General features: G+C 53.7%; 11 protein-coding genes, 1 tRNA gene and 5 pseudogenes. 7 read left to right on the top strand and 10 right to left on the bottom strand.

Annotation, left to right across the window (positions count from 1 at the left end):
* Positions 1-23: 23 nt before the first annotated feature.
* Positions 24-100: transfer RNA gene (locus JCM15764_RS18250), tRNA-Met, on the bottom strand.
* Between the two features lie 254 nt (positions 101-354).
* Here JCM15764_RS18250 and JCM15764_RS18245 point away from each other — a divergent pair.
* The 3 genes from JCM15764_RS18245 to JCM15764_RS18235 all read left to right on the top strand — a co-directional run bounded on the left by JCM15764_RS18245 (position 355) and on the right by JCM15764_RS18235 (position 1,967).
* Complete coding sequence (locus JCM15764_RS18245; protein WP_012648496.1) at positions 355-600, top strand: YtxH domain-containing protein; 246 nt, start codon at positions 355-357, stop codon at positions 598-600.
* Positions 601-969: 369 nt separating this feature from the next.
* Positions 970-1,275 carry a hypothetical protein gene (locus JCM15764_RS18240; protein WP_054698254.1) on the top strand — a complete coding sequence of 102 codons (306 nt, stop codon included), beginning with the start codon at positions 970-972 and terminating at the stop codon, positions 1,273-1,275.
* Between the two features lie 107 nt (positions 1,276-1,382).
* A complete protein-coding gene (locus JCM15764_RS18235) occupies positions 1,383-1,967 on the top strand; it encodes a GGDEF domain-containing protein (protein WP_054698251.1) in 585 nt (194 codons plus the stop codon).
* Positions 1,968-1,969: 2 nt separating this feature from the next.
* Here JCM15764_RS18235 and JCM15764_RS18230 read toward each other — a convergent pair whose 3' ends face one another.
* Positions 1,970-2,836, bottom strand: coding sequence for an SDR family oxidoreductase (locus tag JCM15764_RS18230; RefSeq protein ID WP_054698249.1), 867 nt, complete (start codon positions 2,834-2,836; stop codon positions 1,970-1,972).
* 133 nt (positions 2,837-2,969) lie between these two features.
* On the opposite strand from JCM15764_RS18230, the gene JCM15764_RS30265 reads away from it, so the two are divergent.
* Entirely contained in the window at positions 2,970-3,611 is a 642-nt protein-coding gene (locus JCM15764_RS30265) for a tetratricopeptide repeat protein (RefSeq protein ID WP_439645333.1), read from the top strand.
* Here JCM15764_RS30265 and JCM15764_RS18220 read toward each other — a convergent pair.
* Both JCM15764_RS18220 and JCM15764_RS18215 read right to left on the bottom strand, forming a co-directional pair.
* A complete protein-coding gene (locus JCM15764_RS18220; protein WP_054698247.1) occupies positions 3,546-5,105 on the bottom strand; it encodes a 4Fe-4S binding protein in 1,560 nt (519 codons plus the stop codon). The genes JCM15764_RS30265 and JCM15764_RS18220 overlap by 66 nt on opposite strands.
* On the bottom strand, positions 5,102-5,983 hold the full coding sequence (locus JCM15764_RS18215) for a DUF362 domain-containing protein (protein WP_054698245.1): 882 nt from the start codon (positions 5,981-5,983) through the stop codon (positions 5,102-5,104). Before JCM15764_RS18215 ends, JCM15764_RS18220 begins: the two co-directional genes overlap by 4 nt.
* 131 nt (positions 5,984-6,114) lie before the next feature.
* Here JCM15764_RS18215 and JCM15764_RS18210 point away from each other — a divergent pair.
* Positions 6,115-7,535, top strand: a pseudogene (locus JCM15764_RS18210) (nicotinate phosphoribosyltransferase).
* 9 nt (positions 7,536-7,544) lie between these two features.
* On the opposite strand, the gene JCM15764_RS25055 reads toward JCM15764_RS18210, so the two are convergent.
* Together JCM15764_RS25055 and JCM15764_RS18205 are read right to left on the bottom strand one after the other, a co-directional pair.
* Positions 7,545-7,715: a hypothetical protein gene (locus tag JCM15764_RS25055; RefSeq protein ID WP_243689382.1), complete on the bottom strand. Its 171-nt coding sequence runs from the start codon at positions 7,713-7,715 to the stop codon at positions 7,545-7,547.
* A 53-nt stretch (positions 7,716-7,768) separates the two neighbouring features.
* Entirely contained in the window at positions 7,769-9,205 is a 1,437-nt protein-coding gene (locus JCM15764_RS18205; protein WP_243689381.1) for a class I adenylate-forming enzyme family protein, read from the bottom strand.
* A 154-nt stretch (positions 9,206-9,359) separates the two neighbouring features.
* Between JCM15764_RS18205 and JCM15764_RS28830 the strand changes: the two are divergent.
* A pseudogene (locus JCM15764_RS28830) lies at positions 9,360-9,961 on the top strand (isochorismatase family protein).
* Positions 9,962-10,063: 102 nt separating this feature from the next.
* Positions 10,064-11,126, top strand: a pseudogene (locus JCM15764_RS18195) (3-deoxy-7-phosphoheptulonate synthase).
* A gap of 99 nt (positions 11,127-11,225) precedes the next feature.
* Here JCM15764_RS18195 and serA read toward each other — a convergent pair.
* From serA to trpD, 4 genes and pseudogenes are all read right to left on the bottom strand, one after another.
* On the bottom strand, positions 11,226-12,848 hold the full coding sequence (gene serA / locus JCM15764_RS18190) for a phosphoglycerate dehydrogenase (RefSeq protein ID WP_054698243.1): 1,623 nt from the start codon (positions 12,846-12,848) through the stop codon (positions 11,226-11,228).
* A 45-nt stretch (positions 12,849-12,893) separates the two neighbouring features.
* Positions 12,894-13,515: pseudogene (locus JCM15764_RS18185) on the bottom strand (phosphoribosylanthranilate isomerase).
* A 67-nt stretch (positions 13,516-13,582) separates the two neighbouring features.
* Positions 13,583-14,386 carry an indole-3-glycerol phosphate synthase TrpC gene (gene trpC, locus JCM15764_RS18180; RefSeq protein WP_054698241.1) on the bottom strand — a complete coding sequence of 268 codons (804 nt, stop codon included), beginning with the start codon at positions 14,384-14,386 and terminating at the stop codon, positions 13,583-13,585.
* Between the two features lie 14 nt (positions 14,387-14,400).
* Positions 14,401-15,452, bottom strand: a pseudogene (trpD, locus tag JCM15764_RS18175) (anthranilate phosphoribosyltransferase).
* Positions 15,453-15,475 lie beyond the last annotated feature (23 nt).

The raw sequence follows: 15,475 nt of genomic DNA, 5'->3' as shown, positions 1-15,475 counted from the left end.
AAACCTCGTTGGAGGGGTTAAATTGGTGGCGGTGCAGGGACTTGAACCCCGGACACTACGGATATGAGCCGTATGCTCTAACCAGCTGAGCTACACCGCCAAAATATTAGAAATATGCTTAAATTGTTCAATTAACCAAAGGCGGTTGACAAGAGACCTCACTATATAAAACACCCACCGTAGATTGTCAAGAAAAAAACCTGTCGGAAAAACAGGGACGATTGCTCCGTCTTTTCCAGTAAAATGCGGTCTTTTCACGGACACAAAAAGATGACAACAGGGCTTTTCTTGAAACAGAATATATGTTAATAATATTTCCTAGTTTTACATAATGAACCGAAAGGAGCTCTATCCATGTCAAATAACAGGAGTAACGAAAACACCGCAATCTTGGCTTTTTTGACCGGCGCCGTCATCGCTGCCGGTGTCACTCTCCTTCTGACCCCTAAAACGGGAAAAGAGGTTCGTGAAAAACTCGGTGAAGCCAAGGACGAGGCACTGGACAAGCTGAAATGCTGTGCCAAGGAAGCAAAATTCAGAATGACACCAAAAACCAAGGGTGAAGCTCTTCAATACGATGGGGGCGATGGTTGGATATAAGCTCTCACGGGACAAAGTAAAGAAGCCACGGGAAGGTTCTCTCTTGCCAGAGGGGCAGAGCCTTCCCGTTATAATACGTGGCTGCATTTGTCCAATTTCTGCAATTCTGATGATTACTCTCCCTTTTCATTAATAACCCACCCGTCATTTCCAACCTTTTCACTTTTCTATCAAACTGAAAAACAATCTATCTTCCGGAGTTGGCAGCATTAAATTATATCACTAAAGAATTTTTTAAGCCATCCCAGGCCTTAATCAAGCAAAAATTATTACTGAGGAATGGATAATATTTCTTGGAGATTTATTGGTGGCAGATTTATTGCGTCTGTTATTCATTAGTCCCAATCATTCAAAAAAGGCCATATCTCTATGTATGATGCCGTCCACAACCGGGTTTTTGAATATCTGGAAAAAAGATCCAAGATCTCGCTTCTTTTCTCCGGTTACATTCTAGTGGCTATCCTCGCCTACGTTGACTACGTAACTGGCGATTTCTCGATTATTCTCTTTTATCTGATCCCGATTTTCCTTGTGGCTGGTTCGTCAACAAACGCTCCGTTTTCTTCATCTGCCTGTATGCCGCCCTCGCCAGCCTATGCAACCAATTTCTCACTCACCCTGCCACCACGACTTTTCACCATTCATGGGACTTCATCATCGAATCCAGTTATATGATCCTCTGGGGATGATGTTCTCAACTGCGGGAAAAGCATGATCAGGAAAAGCAACTGGCCAGGATCGACCCTCTGACACGTGTACTGAATCGCCGTTACCTGTATGAAATGGCAGAGCAGGAGATAAATAGATCCAGACGCTATGGCCGCTTTTTCAGCATTGCATATCTGGACCTGGACAACTTTAAGGCAATCAACGACACAAAGGGGCATCATGTGGGCGATGATCTTTTATGCGTTGTAGCCGGTACCATCGTAGAAAATATGCGCTGTGCAGACATGGTGGCCCGCATCGGTGGGGACGAGTTCGTCGTTCTCCTGCCGGAAACCGGCGCATCAGACGCTCGATCAGCCGTTGTCAAGCTGCAGGAGAGGCTTATGGAACGGATGGGGGCAAGGAACTGGCCGGTCAGCTTCAGTGTCGGCCTGGTAACCTATTATTGCCCTCCGACATCGGTGGATGAAATGTTGAAAAAGGCGGATGGGCTGATGTATGAAGTCAAATCCCAGGAAAAGAACTCTTTCCGGCACGAAGTGGTCGAAACAAGTATGCCAAGGGAGCATCCTTCGCCGCCAAGGCCGGTAAGGATGCACTCGGGGAAGTCACTTTTATCAGGCGGATTCACAATAACCATCCTTACTGATTTGAAAAACAAAATTGATACGGCCAGAAAAGATCGGACGATTCAATGAAGCTATACACAAGCTTTCAAACCCTCCTCAAGTGAAGGGTAGAGCAACTTGACCCCCAGCTTACGTAACATCTTGCCATTGTCCATGCGTCGTGTTTCGGAAATGTAGGAGAGCATCAGCGGGCTCATCACCTGGTGCGCCTCCTCCAGGGAAACTTGACGGGGTCGGGGAAAGCCAAGCAAATCAGCGGCGGCATTGAAGTACTGGGTCATGGTACCGGTCTGCCCATCGCTGATATTGAAAATATCTCCATCCTCCCCCTTTTCAGCTGCAGCAACGCATATGCGGGCCAGATCGGCGGCATGAACACGATTGGTTGGCGGCGACAGGTGCTCATACAGGAGTGGCTGCCCAGAGGCCAGTTGGGTGACCGGCAGCCGTCCCGGCCCATAAATGCCCGTTACCCGCAGAATTATGACCTCGACCTTCTGTTCCTTCCCCCAGCCCTGAAGCACTGTTTCGGCGTCAAAGCGCCGCTTTGCCCGGGCCGTCTGCGGATTGGGTGGAGTTTCTTCGGTGACGACTGCATCCCCGCAGTCGCCGTAAACACCGCTGGTGCTCATGTATATAATCCGGCGCGGCCCATTTTCTGCCTTTATGGTTGCACAAAAGTTGCGCATGCGTGAGTCCAGGTAACCCCCACCCGGCGGAGGAGCCAGGTAATAAACCAGGGCATCCTTTAACGGCAGATCTGCCAAGGAGGCGGGATCATCCAGATCCCCCGAGATCGTCCGAATGCCAAGTGCCTGCAGCTGCCCCATCTTTGCCTCTGCCCGTGAAAGGGCGGTGATGGTTGCTCCTGTCTCCTTGAAAATAGCGGCAACACGCTTGCCAATATCTCCACATCCTATAATCACTACATTCTTCACCGGTTATCCTCCATCTTTTACGAACTTCACATCAGTCTCTTAGCAGAATCCTCCCTCTGTTTCCAGAAAAAATCCTTCTCCAACTGAAGTTATCGTTTTTTTTGCTATACTGGAAACAAATGAGGGAAAAATAATGAAAACAATTATCCTTACTTTTATTTGGAGCTGTCTCATTCCGTTGATGGCCTTGCCGGCAGCATATGCCCTGGTGGAAAAGGAACCAACAATCGAGGAAGAACAGGGGTTCGAGTTCCTTGGTGCAGCCGAATGGATGCAGAAAGGGCTGGAGCTGAATGGCCAAGGGCAGTATGAAGAGGCCGCCGAGGCGTTTCAAAAGGTAATATCCGTAAACCCCGACGATGCTGTCGCCTGGTTCAGCCTGGGCACGGCCAAAGCCTTCAGCGGCAGTTATGAGGAAGCGGCCGGATTCCTCAGCCAGGCACTTACTTTTGATCCCGACCTGATGGTTGCCTACAGCAACCTTGGAGCAGTATATGGGAGACTGGGGAGTTTGAGGAAGCACTCGATGCCTATTCCCAGGTGCTTCGTCTCAAACCTGATGATACAAACGCCCGTTACAACAGGGGCATCGTTTTTGCGGGTCTGGGAGACCGGGACTCTGCCCTCAAGGAGTATGAACTGCTGCTGGCAACGGATAAGGAATTGGCAGCCGCGCTTCTTCAGTTCATCGGCATGTAACAGAAGTAGATCAGGTTTTCTCGCCCCCATAAGGATCTTCAGCTTCCCTTTTTTCCGGATCTGCTTTAAGCGGTGAACGATCTTTGACGGCAAATACCTTAATCCCCTCTTTTCCTTCCAATGGGCAGACATTCTCGCAGATACCGCAGCCGTTGCACAGCTCATCCACCACATACGGCTTCTGAAGCAGGATCTTCCTGCCGTTCAGATCAACATCTTCTACCGATTCGGATCTGATGGCCTTTTGCGGTATGGGGCAGTGCTCCTCGCAGACAATGCAGTTGGTTTTGCGGGCAAAGGGGAGACAGTGGTTCTTGTCAAATACAGCCTTGCCTATGACCGCCAGTTTTTTTTCGGCCACGGGCAGATTGGGAATTGCCCCAGTGGGGCAGACCTGGCCGCAGAGGGTGCAGTTGTATTCGCAGTAACCCAGTCGAGGAATGACGACAGGAGTGAAGAGGGACTCTGGCCCGGACTGCATGACGGCAGGATAGAGAGCACTTTTAAGACAGACCTTCATACACTCGCCGCAGCGAACGCACTTCTTCAGGAATTCCCCCTCATCCCTGACCCCCGGTGGCCTTAGCACCAAAGCCTCCGCTTCGGGGTGGCGGAAGCGAAAGAAACCCGACAGGAAAAAGCCGGATACCAGTCCCCCCAGAAGGACCCGCCGCGCGGGGAGATATGGTTGATCGTTTTTACTCAGGAACCGGAAGTTGAAACTGATCCTCCGGAAGCGGCAGGCCCGAAGACAGTCCATGCAGAGGATGCATTCATCCTGCTGCAGGATTTCCCTGTCGAAGGAAGTGGGACAGACGGTACTGCAGGCCTTGCAGTCCGGACAAAGATCGACCGGCATTCTTTTGAGAGGCGAGAAACGGGCGACCATTCCCAGCAGGGTGCCCAAGGGACAGATATTCCTGCACCAGTTGCGCCGTTCATAACGTTCGAGAAAGATGATGGCGATAAACATCAAGGCCGAAACGAAAGCGAGCGGATAGAAAGTTTCCCGGAACGGAAGCAGGTGGTCGCGTATCACCCCGTAAGCCGGTTCGAGAAAATCGCGCTGCTCACCCACCAGATAGTAAAGCTTCGTCCAGCCCTGGCGCACGGCATCACCCATGAGTGGATAGAAGAAAAAGGTCAGGGCCCTTAGGAAAATGGCTATTGGATCCAGAACTCCCGCCAGATTGATATTGAACAGGGCCAAAGAAAGGAGGGGAAGGAGCAGCCAGTATTTAAGATTTCCTTTCAGGAATTTGAGCGGCGCCGTTTTTTTGATCCAGCCGGTGATCAGGTCGAGGAAGGTGCCCAGGGGGCAGATCCAGCCACAGAAAAAACGTCCCAGGATCAGGGTGAAGACGATTACCAGCAGCGCCGGCAACAGCAGCCAGGTAAAAGATCGGACAGCTGCCAGATAGCTGGCCAGCACCAGCGGGTCAGCCCGAAAAAAGCTGTTTATGGCTGCAGGAATGGTGTCGTTGCCGCGATATTCGGTCTGAACGAACAAAAAGAGAAACAGGATTAAAAACAGCAACTGGCTCAGTCGGGCGGGATTGATCTTCTTCATGCTTTAACTATTGTCACCTTTTTCAGATCCATTTCACCGAGTCCTCTCTTGCTGGCGGCAACAGTTACAGCAATATCCTTTGGTTTCAAACCGAAAAGAGTGGTCGCATAGGCATCGGCAGCAACTATGTCCGTGGAAGCTATGACTTTATTGAGAATTTTCACGTCCTTAAGATCGCCACCTTGGGGACCGTGGGCCGTCAGCACCCTTGTGGCATCCACCACCACCAGGTGTGTTTTCAGCACGCTGTTCACGTCTGCCAGCGCCGCGTCGATATTTTTGTGGATGCTCCCCCGGTTGCCTCCCATCACCCCCATGACATTCTTCAGCCCCAGGGTCAGTTTGGTTAGCCCATGATGCTTGGCAACAGGCACATTGATAAAGACGTCGGCCTTGAGCACCTCGTCGTACAGGTCCCACTCGCTCAACACTCCTCCCCTGATGGGCACCTTGCGGTAGCGGCCGCTATCCATGTACTTCACCTCAACTTTTTTCATTCCCTTAAGTGCCGCCGGTATACCGCAGTTTGCATAACAGCGCCGCTCGTCATTGCAGGTGCGGTCGAAGACCTTTACCTTTTTTGCTCCGGCGCGCAGGACTTCTTCAACCACCGCCCTCACCACCAAGGGATTGGTGTTGGCTGCCTGCTCCGGGTTCCGGTCCCATCCCATGTTGGGTTTGACCACAACCACATCCCCTTTTTTGACGAACCTGTTCATACCACCGAGGGCAGCAATGGCATTTCTCGTTACCTGAGCATGGTCCTTCCCCTCGGCAACAGCTACCACCGGACTGCCGGCGGCCATAAGATCCCTGAGCAGCCATTGATGGAAAACAGCCGAAATCCCTAAAAGCCTGAGAAATGTCCTTCTTTTCATTTGTCGCCCCCTCCGCCAGGGATGAAATTTATGAATGTCAACTATACCTTTCACCCTTCCCATGTCAACACAGTTCTATCCATGACAGAGCAGGAAGATGTGTTATAGTTCTTGATCAAAAGGAGACACAGATGCGATTTTCACCCCTGATCACCGATCTATATGAACTGACGATGCTGGCGGGCTACCTTGAGGAGGGAATGCACGAAACGCCGGCGGTGTTCGATCTCTTCTACCGCCAGAACCCGTTCAAGGGTGGCTACGCTATTTTCGCCGGGCTGGATACGGCTCTCACCTATCTGGAAAACCTTGCCTTTGATAAAGAGGAAATCGCCTATTTAAAGGGACTCAATCTCTTTCGCCCCCGTTTCCTTGAGTTTCTCCGGGACTTCCGTTTCAGGGGGCGGATAACGGCCCCTGCCGAAGGGACCGTTGTCTTTGGCAACGAGCCGCTTCTGACCGTGGAAGGGAACCTGGCCGAAGCCCAGTTCGTGGAAACGGCATTGCTCAACATCATCAACTTCCAGACCCTTATCGCCACCAAGCAGCCCGCATCACCCATGCGGCAGGAAATGCCAAGGTAATAGAGTTCGGACTGCGTCGCGCCCAGGGGCCCGATGGCGGTTCAAGCGTCGCCAGGGCCGCCTATATAGGCGGAGTACGCAGCACCAGCAACGTCATGGCTGGTATGCAGTATGACATTCCGGTAAAGGGGACCCACGCCCATAGCTGGATCATGGCCTTTCCCGACGAGCTGACCGCTTTTCGCGCCTATGCAGATGTCTTTCCCGACAGCAGCATCCTGTTGGTCGATACCTATGACACCCTCAAAAGCGGCATGGTCAATGCCATCACCGTCGCCGGAGAACTGCGTGCCAAAGGACATGAACTGGTCGGGGTGCGCCTCGATTCCGGCGACCTGGCCTACCTGAGCAGGCAGGCCAGACACATGCTCGATGAAGCCGGTTTTACCGAAGCGAAGATCGTCGCCTCCAACGAAGTGGATGAATACGTCATCGAATCGATCCTTTCCGAAGGGGGAAAGGTGGACATCTATGGAGTCGGAACCAAGCTGGCCACCGGCATGGGAGATGGAGGAGGAGCCCTCGGCGGTGTCTACAAGTTAGTGAGGATCGGCGCACAACCCAAGCTCAAGGTGACCAGCGATATTGCCAAAGCAACCCTCCCCGACCGGAAGAAACTGCTGCGCGCATTGTCAGAGGACGGTTCCTGCATCATGGACATTATTGCCCTGGCTGACGAGAAGATCGAAATCGGCCGAAAGGTCTACAACCCGGTCAACCCGCTGCAGTTTACCCATATTCCCACAGGGGTGCGTTTAACAGAACTGCGTACAGTTGTTATGGAAGAGGGCAAAAGGACGGGCTCTTCGTCAACTCTGGATCAGCTTGCGGACCGTTGCCGCCGGCAGCTCGCCTGCCTCCCCCAGGGATGTCTGCGCTTTATCAATCCCCACACCTACAAGGTTTCCATCAGCTGCGGGATTCATGATCTGCGTCTGAGGCTTATGGAAGAGCTGCAGCAGGCTTAAGTTCGTATCTCACCCATGGGACCCGGTCCCGGAAATGATTGCCACATCCGGCTTGACATCCTGATCCTGCTTTGCCTCCAGCATGGTTGCGCTCAACGTAGCCATGCCGGCATCCTGCACCACCGCCGCACACTTCGGATAGTCGATTTTTGCAGTGGCCGTTTTCGGCAGGGCATCCATGAGCCTTACTTCGGCCGGCAGTTTGTATCTGGGAAGCAATTTTACACAGCGGTTCAGAATCTCCTTCTCCGAGCACCCCTTCTCCAGGGGCGAGCCACTGCCAGCAGCCGCTGCCCCAACAGCAGGTCAGGCACACCGACAACCGCCACCTCAGCCAGAAGGCCTGTGGACATCATGGCCTCTTCTATTTCCCGTGGATTTATCCGGTGGCCTCCTATTTTGAGCAGGTTATCCTTCCGGCCCACCACGAAATAGTATCCTTCGCGGTCTCGGTAACCAAGATCTCCCGTATGATAACCATTGTCATCCAGAACGTTCGCCGTATGAACGGAGTCCTTCCAGTATCCCTGCATGATGTTTGGGCCGGCGGCCACCAGTTCGCCCGTCTCCCCTACCGGCAGCTCCCTCCCCTGCTCATCCAGAACGCGCAGCGTGACGCCGGCAATGGGCCTGCCGATGGAGTCGATCCTGGTCCGCAGTGATTCGTGCTCCAGCACGGTCAGGCGTGCCGAGGCCTCGGTGGCGCCGTACATTATATAAAGCCTTGTATGGGGAGGCAGCACCTGCAAAAGTTCCTCCTTCAACTGCCTTGACATGTGTCCCCCCGCCTGGGAGCAATAGCGCAGAGAACCGAGCCGGTCACGGTACTGCAACAGGGGTGAGCGCTGAAGCAGATAGGCATAGCTGGAGGGAACCCCGGAGAACCCGGTCACCTGTTCCTTCACCATCTGTTCAATCAACTGTCCGGTAAAGGCAAACTTGTTGTTGACGACCACCGTCCCGCCGGCGGCGAAATGGGTGTTAACCAGCGATTTTCCCATCACATAGTGGAAGGGAAGCACACTCATCTGGATATCGGATTCTGTGATCCCGAGAGCTTGGATGATTGCATGGGTATTTGAGACGCAATTCCGGTGGGAAAGCATAACCCCCTTGGGCACGGCTGTGGACCCCGAAGTATAGACGATGCTTGCCAATTCGTCCGGGTGCATGGGAATCGCCGGGTTGTCGGCTATGACATTGCTGATGATATCTTCCCACGGGGTGACGGCAAAAGTGACGTTGCAGAAATTACGCGATGGTTCCTTTATCAGGAGTGCCTTCAGCTTGCTCCCTTCCAATCCGGATGAAAGATCGAAAAAAATGTTCTCATGCCTGGACGCAGTGACAATTGCTCCGGGCTGAAGCTCATTGAGCAGCAATTTCAGGCGGTCCGGGTGCAGGTCCGTACTCAGGGGCACGGCAACGGCTCCCGCTTTCAGGGTACCATAATAGCTGATGAGATACTGAAGGCCATTCTCCACGAAAATGATGACTCTGTCGCCACGAGAGACCCCACAAGTCATCAAATGTGCTGCGAACTGGTTGGCATTGTTGTTGATCTGGAAGTAATTGACCCTCAAGTCCTCATGGACGAAGGCGATCTTGACAGGCCTGACAATTGCGTTAGTCTCAAGAAAATGATGAATGAGCGTCTGTGACTTGTACATGGCCCCTCCTGGAAAGAGATTGCAAGCAAAAACCAGCATACTCCTGATATTTTATTAATTTACAAATTTTAACAAATCAATAATAGCAGGAGTTTTGTCCGATATAAAGGCGGCATGGTGATTTTTTTCCACGAGCGTGAAAAGGAGCGTATTTATGTCAGTCAAAAATGAAACGAAGCCGGCATTGCTGATTGTGGATGTGCAGAATGACTTCTGCCCGGGCGGGATGCTGGCCGTGGCCGAAGGTGACCGAATCATTCCGGCTCTCAACGGATACTGCGAGCTGTTCCTCAATAAGAACCTGCCCATTTTCTTTTCCAGGACTGGCACCCGCAAGAAACGTCGCACTTCGAGGCCTTTGGCGGTGCCTGGCCGGTACACTGCATCATGGAAAGCAAAGGAGCGGAATTTCATCCTGCCCTCAAGGTGCCGGAGGTGGCTACGATCATCTCCAAAGGCATGGATCCATCACGGGATGACTATTCTGCCTTTGACGGCGTCGACGATTCCGGCACCCCTTTTCCTGAGCTTTTACGGCGTCTTGATGTGAATACAATATTCATCGGCGGACTGGCCACCGACTATTGCATCAAAGAGTCGGCATTGGCAGCGCTGCGGCAGGGATTTTCCGTAACCTTACTGGAAGATGCCGTCCGTGGAGTGGATCTCAAGCCTGGCGACAGCGCAAAGGCAATGGCTGAGATGAAAACAACCGGAGCCAAATCCACAAACTTGTCCACTATTGATTTAGGCTGACCTGCGACTGCAACCTCTCCCATCATGGCGATTTCGTTGACATTTCAGGTCAAAAGAGCTAGAGTACCGCAGCTCTCACCCTAAGTCGACAAAGGAACAGCCATGATCAAGACCAACAACCTGAAAATCAAGAGCATTACCCCCATCATCGCCCCCACCGATCTGCGGCAGGTATTCCCCCTTTCCATCGAAGCCAGTGAATTCGTCAGCGCCAGCCGGGAGAGTATCAAGAACATCCTGCATGGCAAGGATCCACGCCTGATGGTGGTGGTCGGGCCATGTTCCATCCATGATCAAAGGGGCGCTTGAGTATGGGGCAAAACTGGCCAAGCTTTCTGCCGAAGTTTCAGATCAGTTGCTCCTCATCATGCGAGTGTATTTTGAAAAGCCGCGAACAACCGTCGGCTGGAAGGGGCTGATCAACGACCCGGACATGAACGGCACCCACCTCATTTCCAAGGGGCTGGGCACTGCCAGAAGGCTATTGACCGAGATTATCGCCATGAAAATACCGGTCGCCACCGAAATGCTCGATCCTATTACCCCTGAATACCTGGCCGACCATCTCTCCTGGGGGGCCATCGGCGCACGCACCACTGAATCCCAGACCCACCGCGAACTGGCCAGCGGCCTTTCCTTCCCCATCGGCTTCAAGAACGGCACCGACGGCAACCTTCAGATCGCCATAGACGCCATGATCGCAGCAAGACATTCCCACAGCTTCCTGGGCATCAACCGGGAAGGGCTTACTTCCATCGTCCAGACCACCGGCAATCCAGACGTACACATGGTCCTGCGGGGTGGAAGAAAACCAAACTATTCTCCCGAAGACATCCGCAATACCGAAGAAAAGCTCAAAGCCGCCGGTCTCCTGCCGACCATCATGATCGACTGCAGCCACGGCAACTCCGAGAAAAACCATGAAAAACAGCCCATGGTGCTGGAAAGTGTTGTCCAGCAGATTGCTGCAGGCAACACCTCCATTTCCGGGGTGATGATCGAAAGCTATCTGGAAGGGGGAAATCAAGCGATGCCAAAGGACATTTCCCAACTGAAGTACGGCGTATCCATCACCGACAAATGCATCGACTGGCAGACTACCGAGACTATCCTGCGCAAGGCACACGCCAGCCTCAAGGCCTGTGGCGGGAGAAAAACAGCTTGATCGGTAATTGGTGATTGGTGATTGGTGATAAGAAAAGCCCCGCCGGAATTCCCGCGGGGCTTTTTTTCACCATTCACCATTCACCATTCACTGTTTTTTTCAGGCACAGCAGCCCCGATTGCACTTCACCGTGCGCATGTGGATGGCACGGATATAAGTGGCATCGATCGCTGTTTTCATTTCCTCAACCACCTCGGGCGGCACTGCAGAGTCCAGGGAAAGGATGACCATCGCTTCCCCCTTTTTCTCCCGGCGTCCCAGATTCATTGAGGCTATGTTAATGCCATGGGTGCCCATGATGGTGCCGATCTGGCCGATCATACCCGGACGATCGGTGTAATTGAGAAGCAGCATGTGCTCGTCGGGAGCAAAATCCATGGAATAATCCCGCAGACGGACGATACGCGGTGCTCCCTCGAAAAGAGTACCGGAAACCGTGCGACGTTTTCCCCCCTCCACTTCTACAATGAGGGTGATCAGGTTGGAGAAGGCCCCGGCCTGGGTCGATTTGGTCTCCTCTACGACAATGCCCATCTGCTCTGCAACAAGACTGGCATTGACCAGATTGACGTCCTGGTCCACCCGGCGGTTGAGTAGTGCCGAAAGGCCACAGACACTGAGGGGAGAGCAGTCGTAATGGGCAATGTTGCCCGAATAACTGAAGATAACCTTGGCTATATTGGTGTCCACCAGCTGGATACCGAAGTCGGAGAGCACGCTCATCAGGTTGAGGAACGGCCGCATCTGGTCCATGAGCGCCATGTCGAAACGGGGAATGTTGACGGCATTCTCCAGGGGCTGTTCATCCAGATAGTTGAGGATCTCCTTGGATACGTCGACCGCCACGTTGATCTGGGCTTCGAAAGTGTTGGCGCCCAGATGTGGAGTCACAACCAACCTTTCCTGGGAAATCAGTTCTTTGAGGACTTCGCTCTTCGGCGGCTCTTCGCTCCACACATCCATGGCAGCGCCATAGACCTTACCGCTTTTAAGGGCATTCAAAAGCGCCCCTTCAGTGATAATGCCGCCGCGGGCAGCATTGATCAGAATAACGCCATGCTTCATCATGGAAAGCTCCCGCTCTCCTATCATGTTGCGGGTCTCATCGTTCAAGGGTGTGTGCAAGGTGATGATGTCGCAGTTCTTGTAGATCTCGTCGTGGGAGACCAGCTTCACACCAAGATCATGGGCGCGTTTGGCGGCAATGTAAGGATCGCAGGCGAGGACCTCGCATTCAAAGGCCTTGAGCCTGGTGGCGACCCGGCCGCCAACCTTGCCCAGACCAATGACTCCGGCGGTTTTCCCTTTCAGCTCAACACCGGTGAAGGGGGCGCGTTTCCATTCGCCGTTTTTCAGGCTGGCGTTGGCCTTGGTAATATTGCGGCAGAAGGCAAGCAAAAGGGCCATGGCATGCTCGGCGGCACTGTTGGTGTTGCCGAATGGCGCATTGACAACGATAACCCCCTTGGAGCTGGCGTAATCCACGTCCACGTTGTCGATACCGACTCCTGCCCTGGCCACCATTTTCAGATTCCTGCCCGCATCCAGCAGGTCCTTGTCCACGGTGGTTCCGCTGCGGGTGATGATCACCTCGTAGTCGCCGATAAGTGCCAGCAACTCCTCTTTTTTCAGGCCGAGACGAATATCCAGCTCCACCCGGGGATCTTTCTTCAACAGCTCCAACCCTTCCTGCGCCACCTCGTCTGTTACGATAACCTTCATTGCTCTTTCCTTCCTTTGTTTAAATCAATCTCCGAACTTCGAACTTTACATAGAACCTAAACATTCCTTGGCCCGCTGGATGAACTGCCGCACCTTTTCCGGATCCTTGACCCGGTGGGCCGCTTCCACACCGCTTGAGACATCGACCCCATATGGAGACACGTAGTGGACGGCTTCCGCCACATTTTCCGGGGTCAGACCTCCCGCAAGGATGATCGGGCCAAACTTCTTGGCCATCAATGCCGTATCCCAGTTGAAGGTGACGCCGGTACCGCCGAAGGCTTTGGTGACCAGGCATCCAGCAGATATCCGGCCACATTGTATTCATCCATGTGGTCCAGGCTGGTGATGTCCTTGATCCGGAAAGCTTGATAACACGCCTGTTGACCCCGGCGCAGAATTCCGGTGGCTCATCGCCATGGAGCTGCACCACATCCAGACGACAGCGGTCGGTAACAGTATTGATAAAATCAAGGGGCGCATGGACAAACAGGCCCACCACCTGGACAAACGGTGGAAGCACCCTGATAATTTCAGCTGCCTGGGCCGGCTCAAGATTACGGGGAGATTGATCGTAAAAAACAAAACCAAGGGCATCGGCGCCAGCTTCCACCGCCATCATGGCATCGGCAACAGTGGTTATACCGCAGATTTTCACCTTTGTCATTTGTGTATACCCCTCGGGAATAAGCTGATGCTTTATTATAGCACAGCCAGAAATGTCCCTTAACCTGCTACTCTGTGAGGAGCTCCCGCAGCTTCGCCCCCATATCCGGCTCCCGCATCAACGACTCCCCGATAAGAAAAGCACCGGCGCCGGCCTGCTGCAGACGAATCACATCTGCCCTGAAATGAATACCGCTCTCCGCCACAATCAGCCTCTCCGGCGGAACCAGCGGAGCGAGGCCTTCCGTAACGGCAAGGTCACAGACGAAGGTTCGCAGGTTCCGGTTGTTGATGCCGATCAGGGTGCAGTCGGTTTCAAGTGCCGTTTCCAGCTCGGCCCGGTCGTGGACCTCAAGCAGCACGTCAAGGGACAACTCTTTTGCCAGGGCCGACAAGTCCCGCAACTGGTGAATATCGAGCATGGCAGCGATGAGAAGAACCGCATCGGCTCCGGCAGCACGGGCCTCATAGATCTGGTATGGGTCAAAGATAAAATCCTTGCGCAGCAGGGGTAAGCCCACCTGCTCACGAATAAGAGCCAGATAGCTCAAGTGTCCAAGGAAGAAATGTTCTTCGGTCAGCACCGACAGGCAGGCGGCACCATTTTTTTCATAAACGGCAGCAATCTCCACCGGATCGAAATCGGCCCGGATCAAACCCTTTGACGGAGAACCCTTCTTGACTTCGGCGATGATAGCGGCCCAACCGGATTCGCCGGCATTTCTCAATGCCTGCTCAAACCCCCGCGGCTGGTCTTCCAGGTCGGCAAGGCGCGCCTGCACCTCCGCCAGAGGCCTTGCCCCTTTCACGGCAGCAAGCTCCATCTTTTTATGGGCGACGATTTTCTTTAGAATGTCCGGTGCATCAGTCATGAATGATCCGCCTGCTATGCGTTGGTCAGTGCCTTGAGTTTTTCCAGTTTTGCCAGTGCTGCTCCGGAATCTAGCGCCTCGACGGCCAGTTTCACCCCTTCGGCCGGGTTCGCCGCCCTGCCGGCGGCAACAAGTCCGAAAGCAGCATTGATAAGGACCACGTCACGCTTGGGTCCTTTCTCCCCTTCAAGAATGCCCCGCACCGTTACCGCGTTGGCCACGGCATCGCCGCCGCGCAGATCGTCCATGGCACAGCGAGCGAACCCCAGGTCTTCCGGCTTGAACAGCCAGGTCTTCACTTCTTCGGGAGTTACCTCGGCCATGCGTGTTTCCGTGGTCAGGGTGATCTCGTCCATGCCGTCCATACCATAAACGACAAAGCCGCGTCGCAGCCGAGGTTTTTCAGGACATGGGCCAGTTTTTCAACCAACTCTTCCCGGTAGACCCCCAGCACCTGGCAGGGTGCCCCGGCCGGATTGGTCAGTGGGCCGAGAATATTGAAGATGGTGCGGATGCCGATTTCCTTGCGCGGGCCGATGGCAAATTTCATGGCGCCGTGCAGTGCCGGGGCATAGAGAAAACCGATCCCCGCTTCATTGATGCAGTTTTCAACGGTTTCCGGCGTCACTTCAAGGCTTATTCCCAGCGCTTCAACCACATCGGCACTGCCGCAAGCTGAAGAAACGGAACGGTTGCCGTGCTTGGCGACCTTGACGCCGCAGGCGGCAACGACGAAAGAAACGGTGGTGGAAATATTGAAGGTGTTGGTTCCGTCGCCGCCGGTACCCACCACATCCAGGATGGTTTCCAGGTCGATGTTGATGTCATCACGATCCAGGTCGAGCACGTTTTTGCCCACTCTGATCCGGGTTGCCCGGTCACGCATCACCCGTGCGGCACCGGCGATTTCAGCCACCGTCTCCCCCTTCATACGCAAAGCGGTGATAAATGCCGCAATCTGCGCCGGTGTCGCCTCACCGGACATGATCTGGTCCATGACCTGGATCATCTCTGACTGGGAGAGATCCTCCCGTTCCACCACCCGTGCTATCGCTTTCTTAATCATAACGTCCCCTCACCCCTCACCCC

The organism is Geotalea toluenoxydans JCM 15764 (genome assembly GCF_001311985.1).
Lineage (GTDB): Bacteria > Desulfobacterota > Desulfuromonadia > Geobacterales > Geobacteraceae > Geotalea > Geotalea toluenoxydans.
This window is presented reverse-complemented; position numbering and strand designations above follow the sequence as displayed.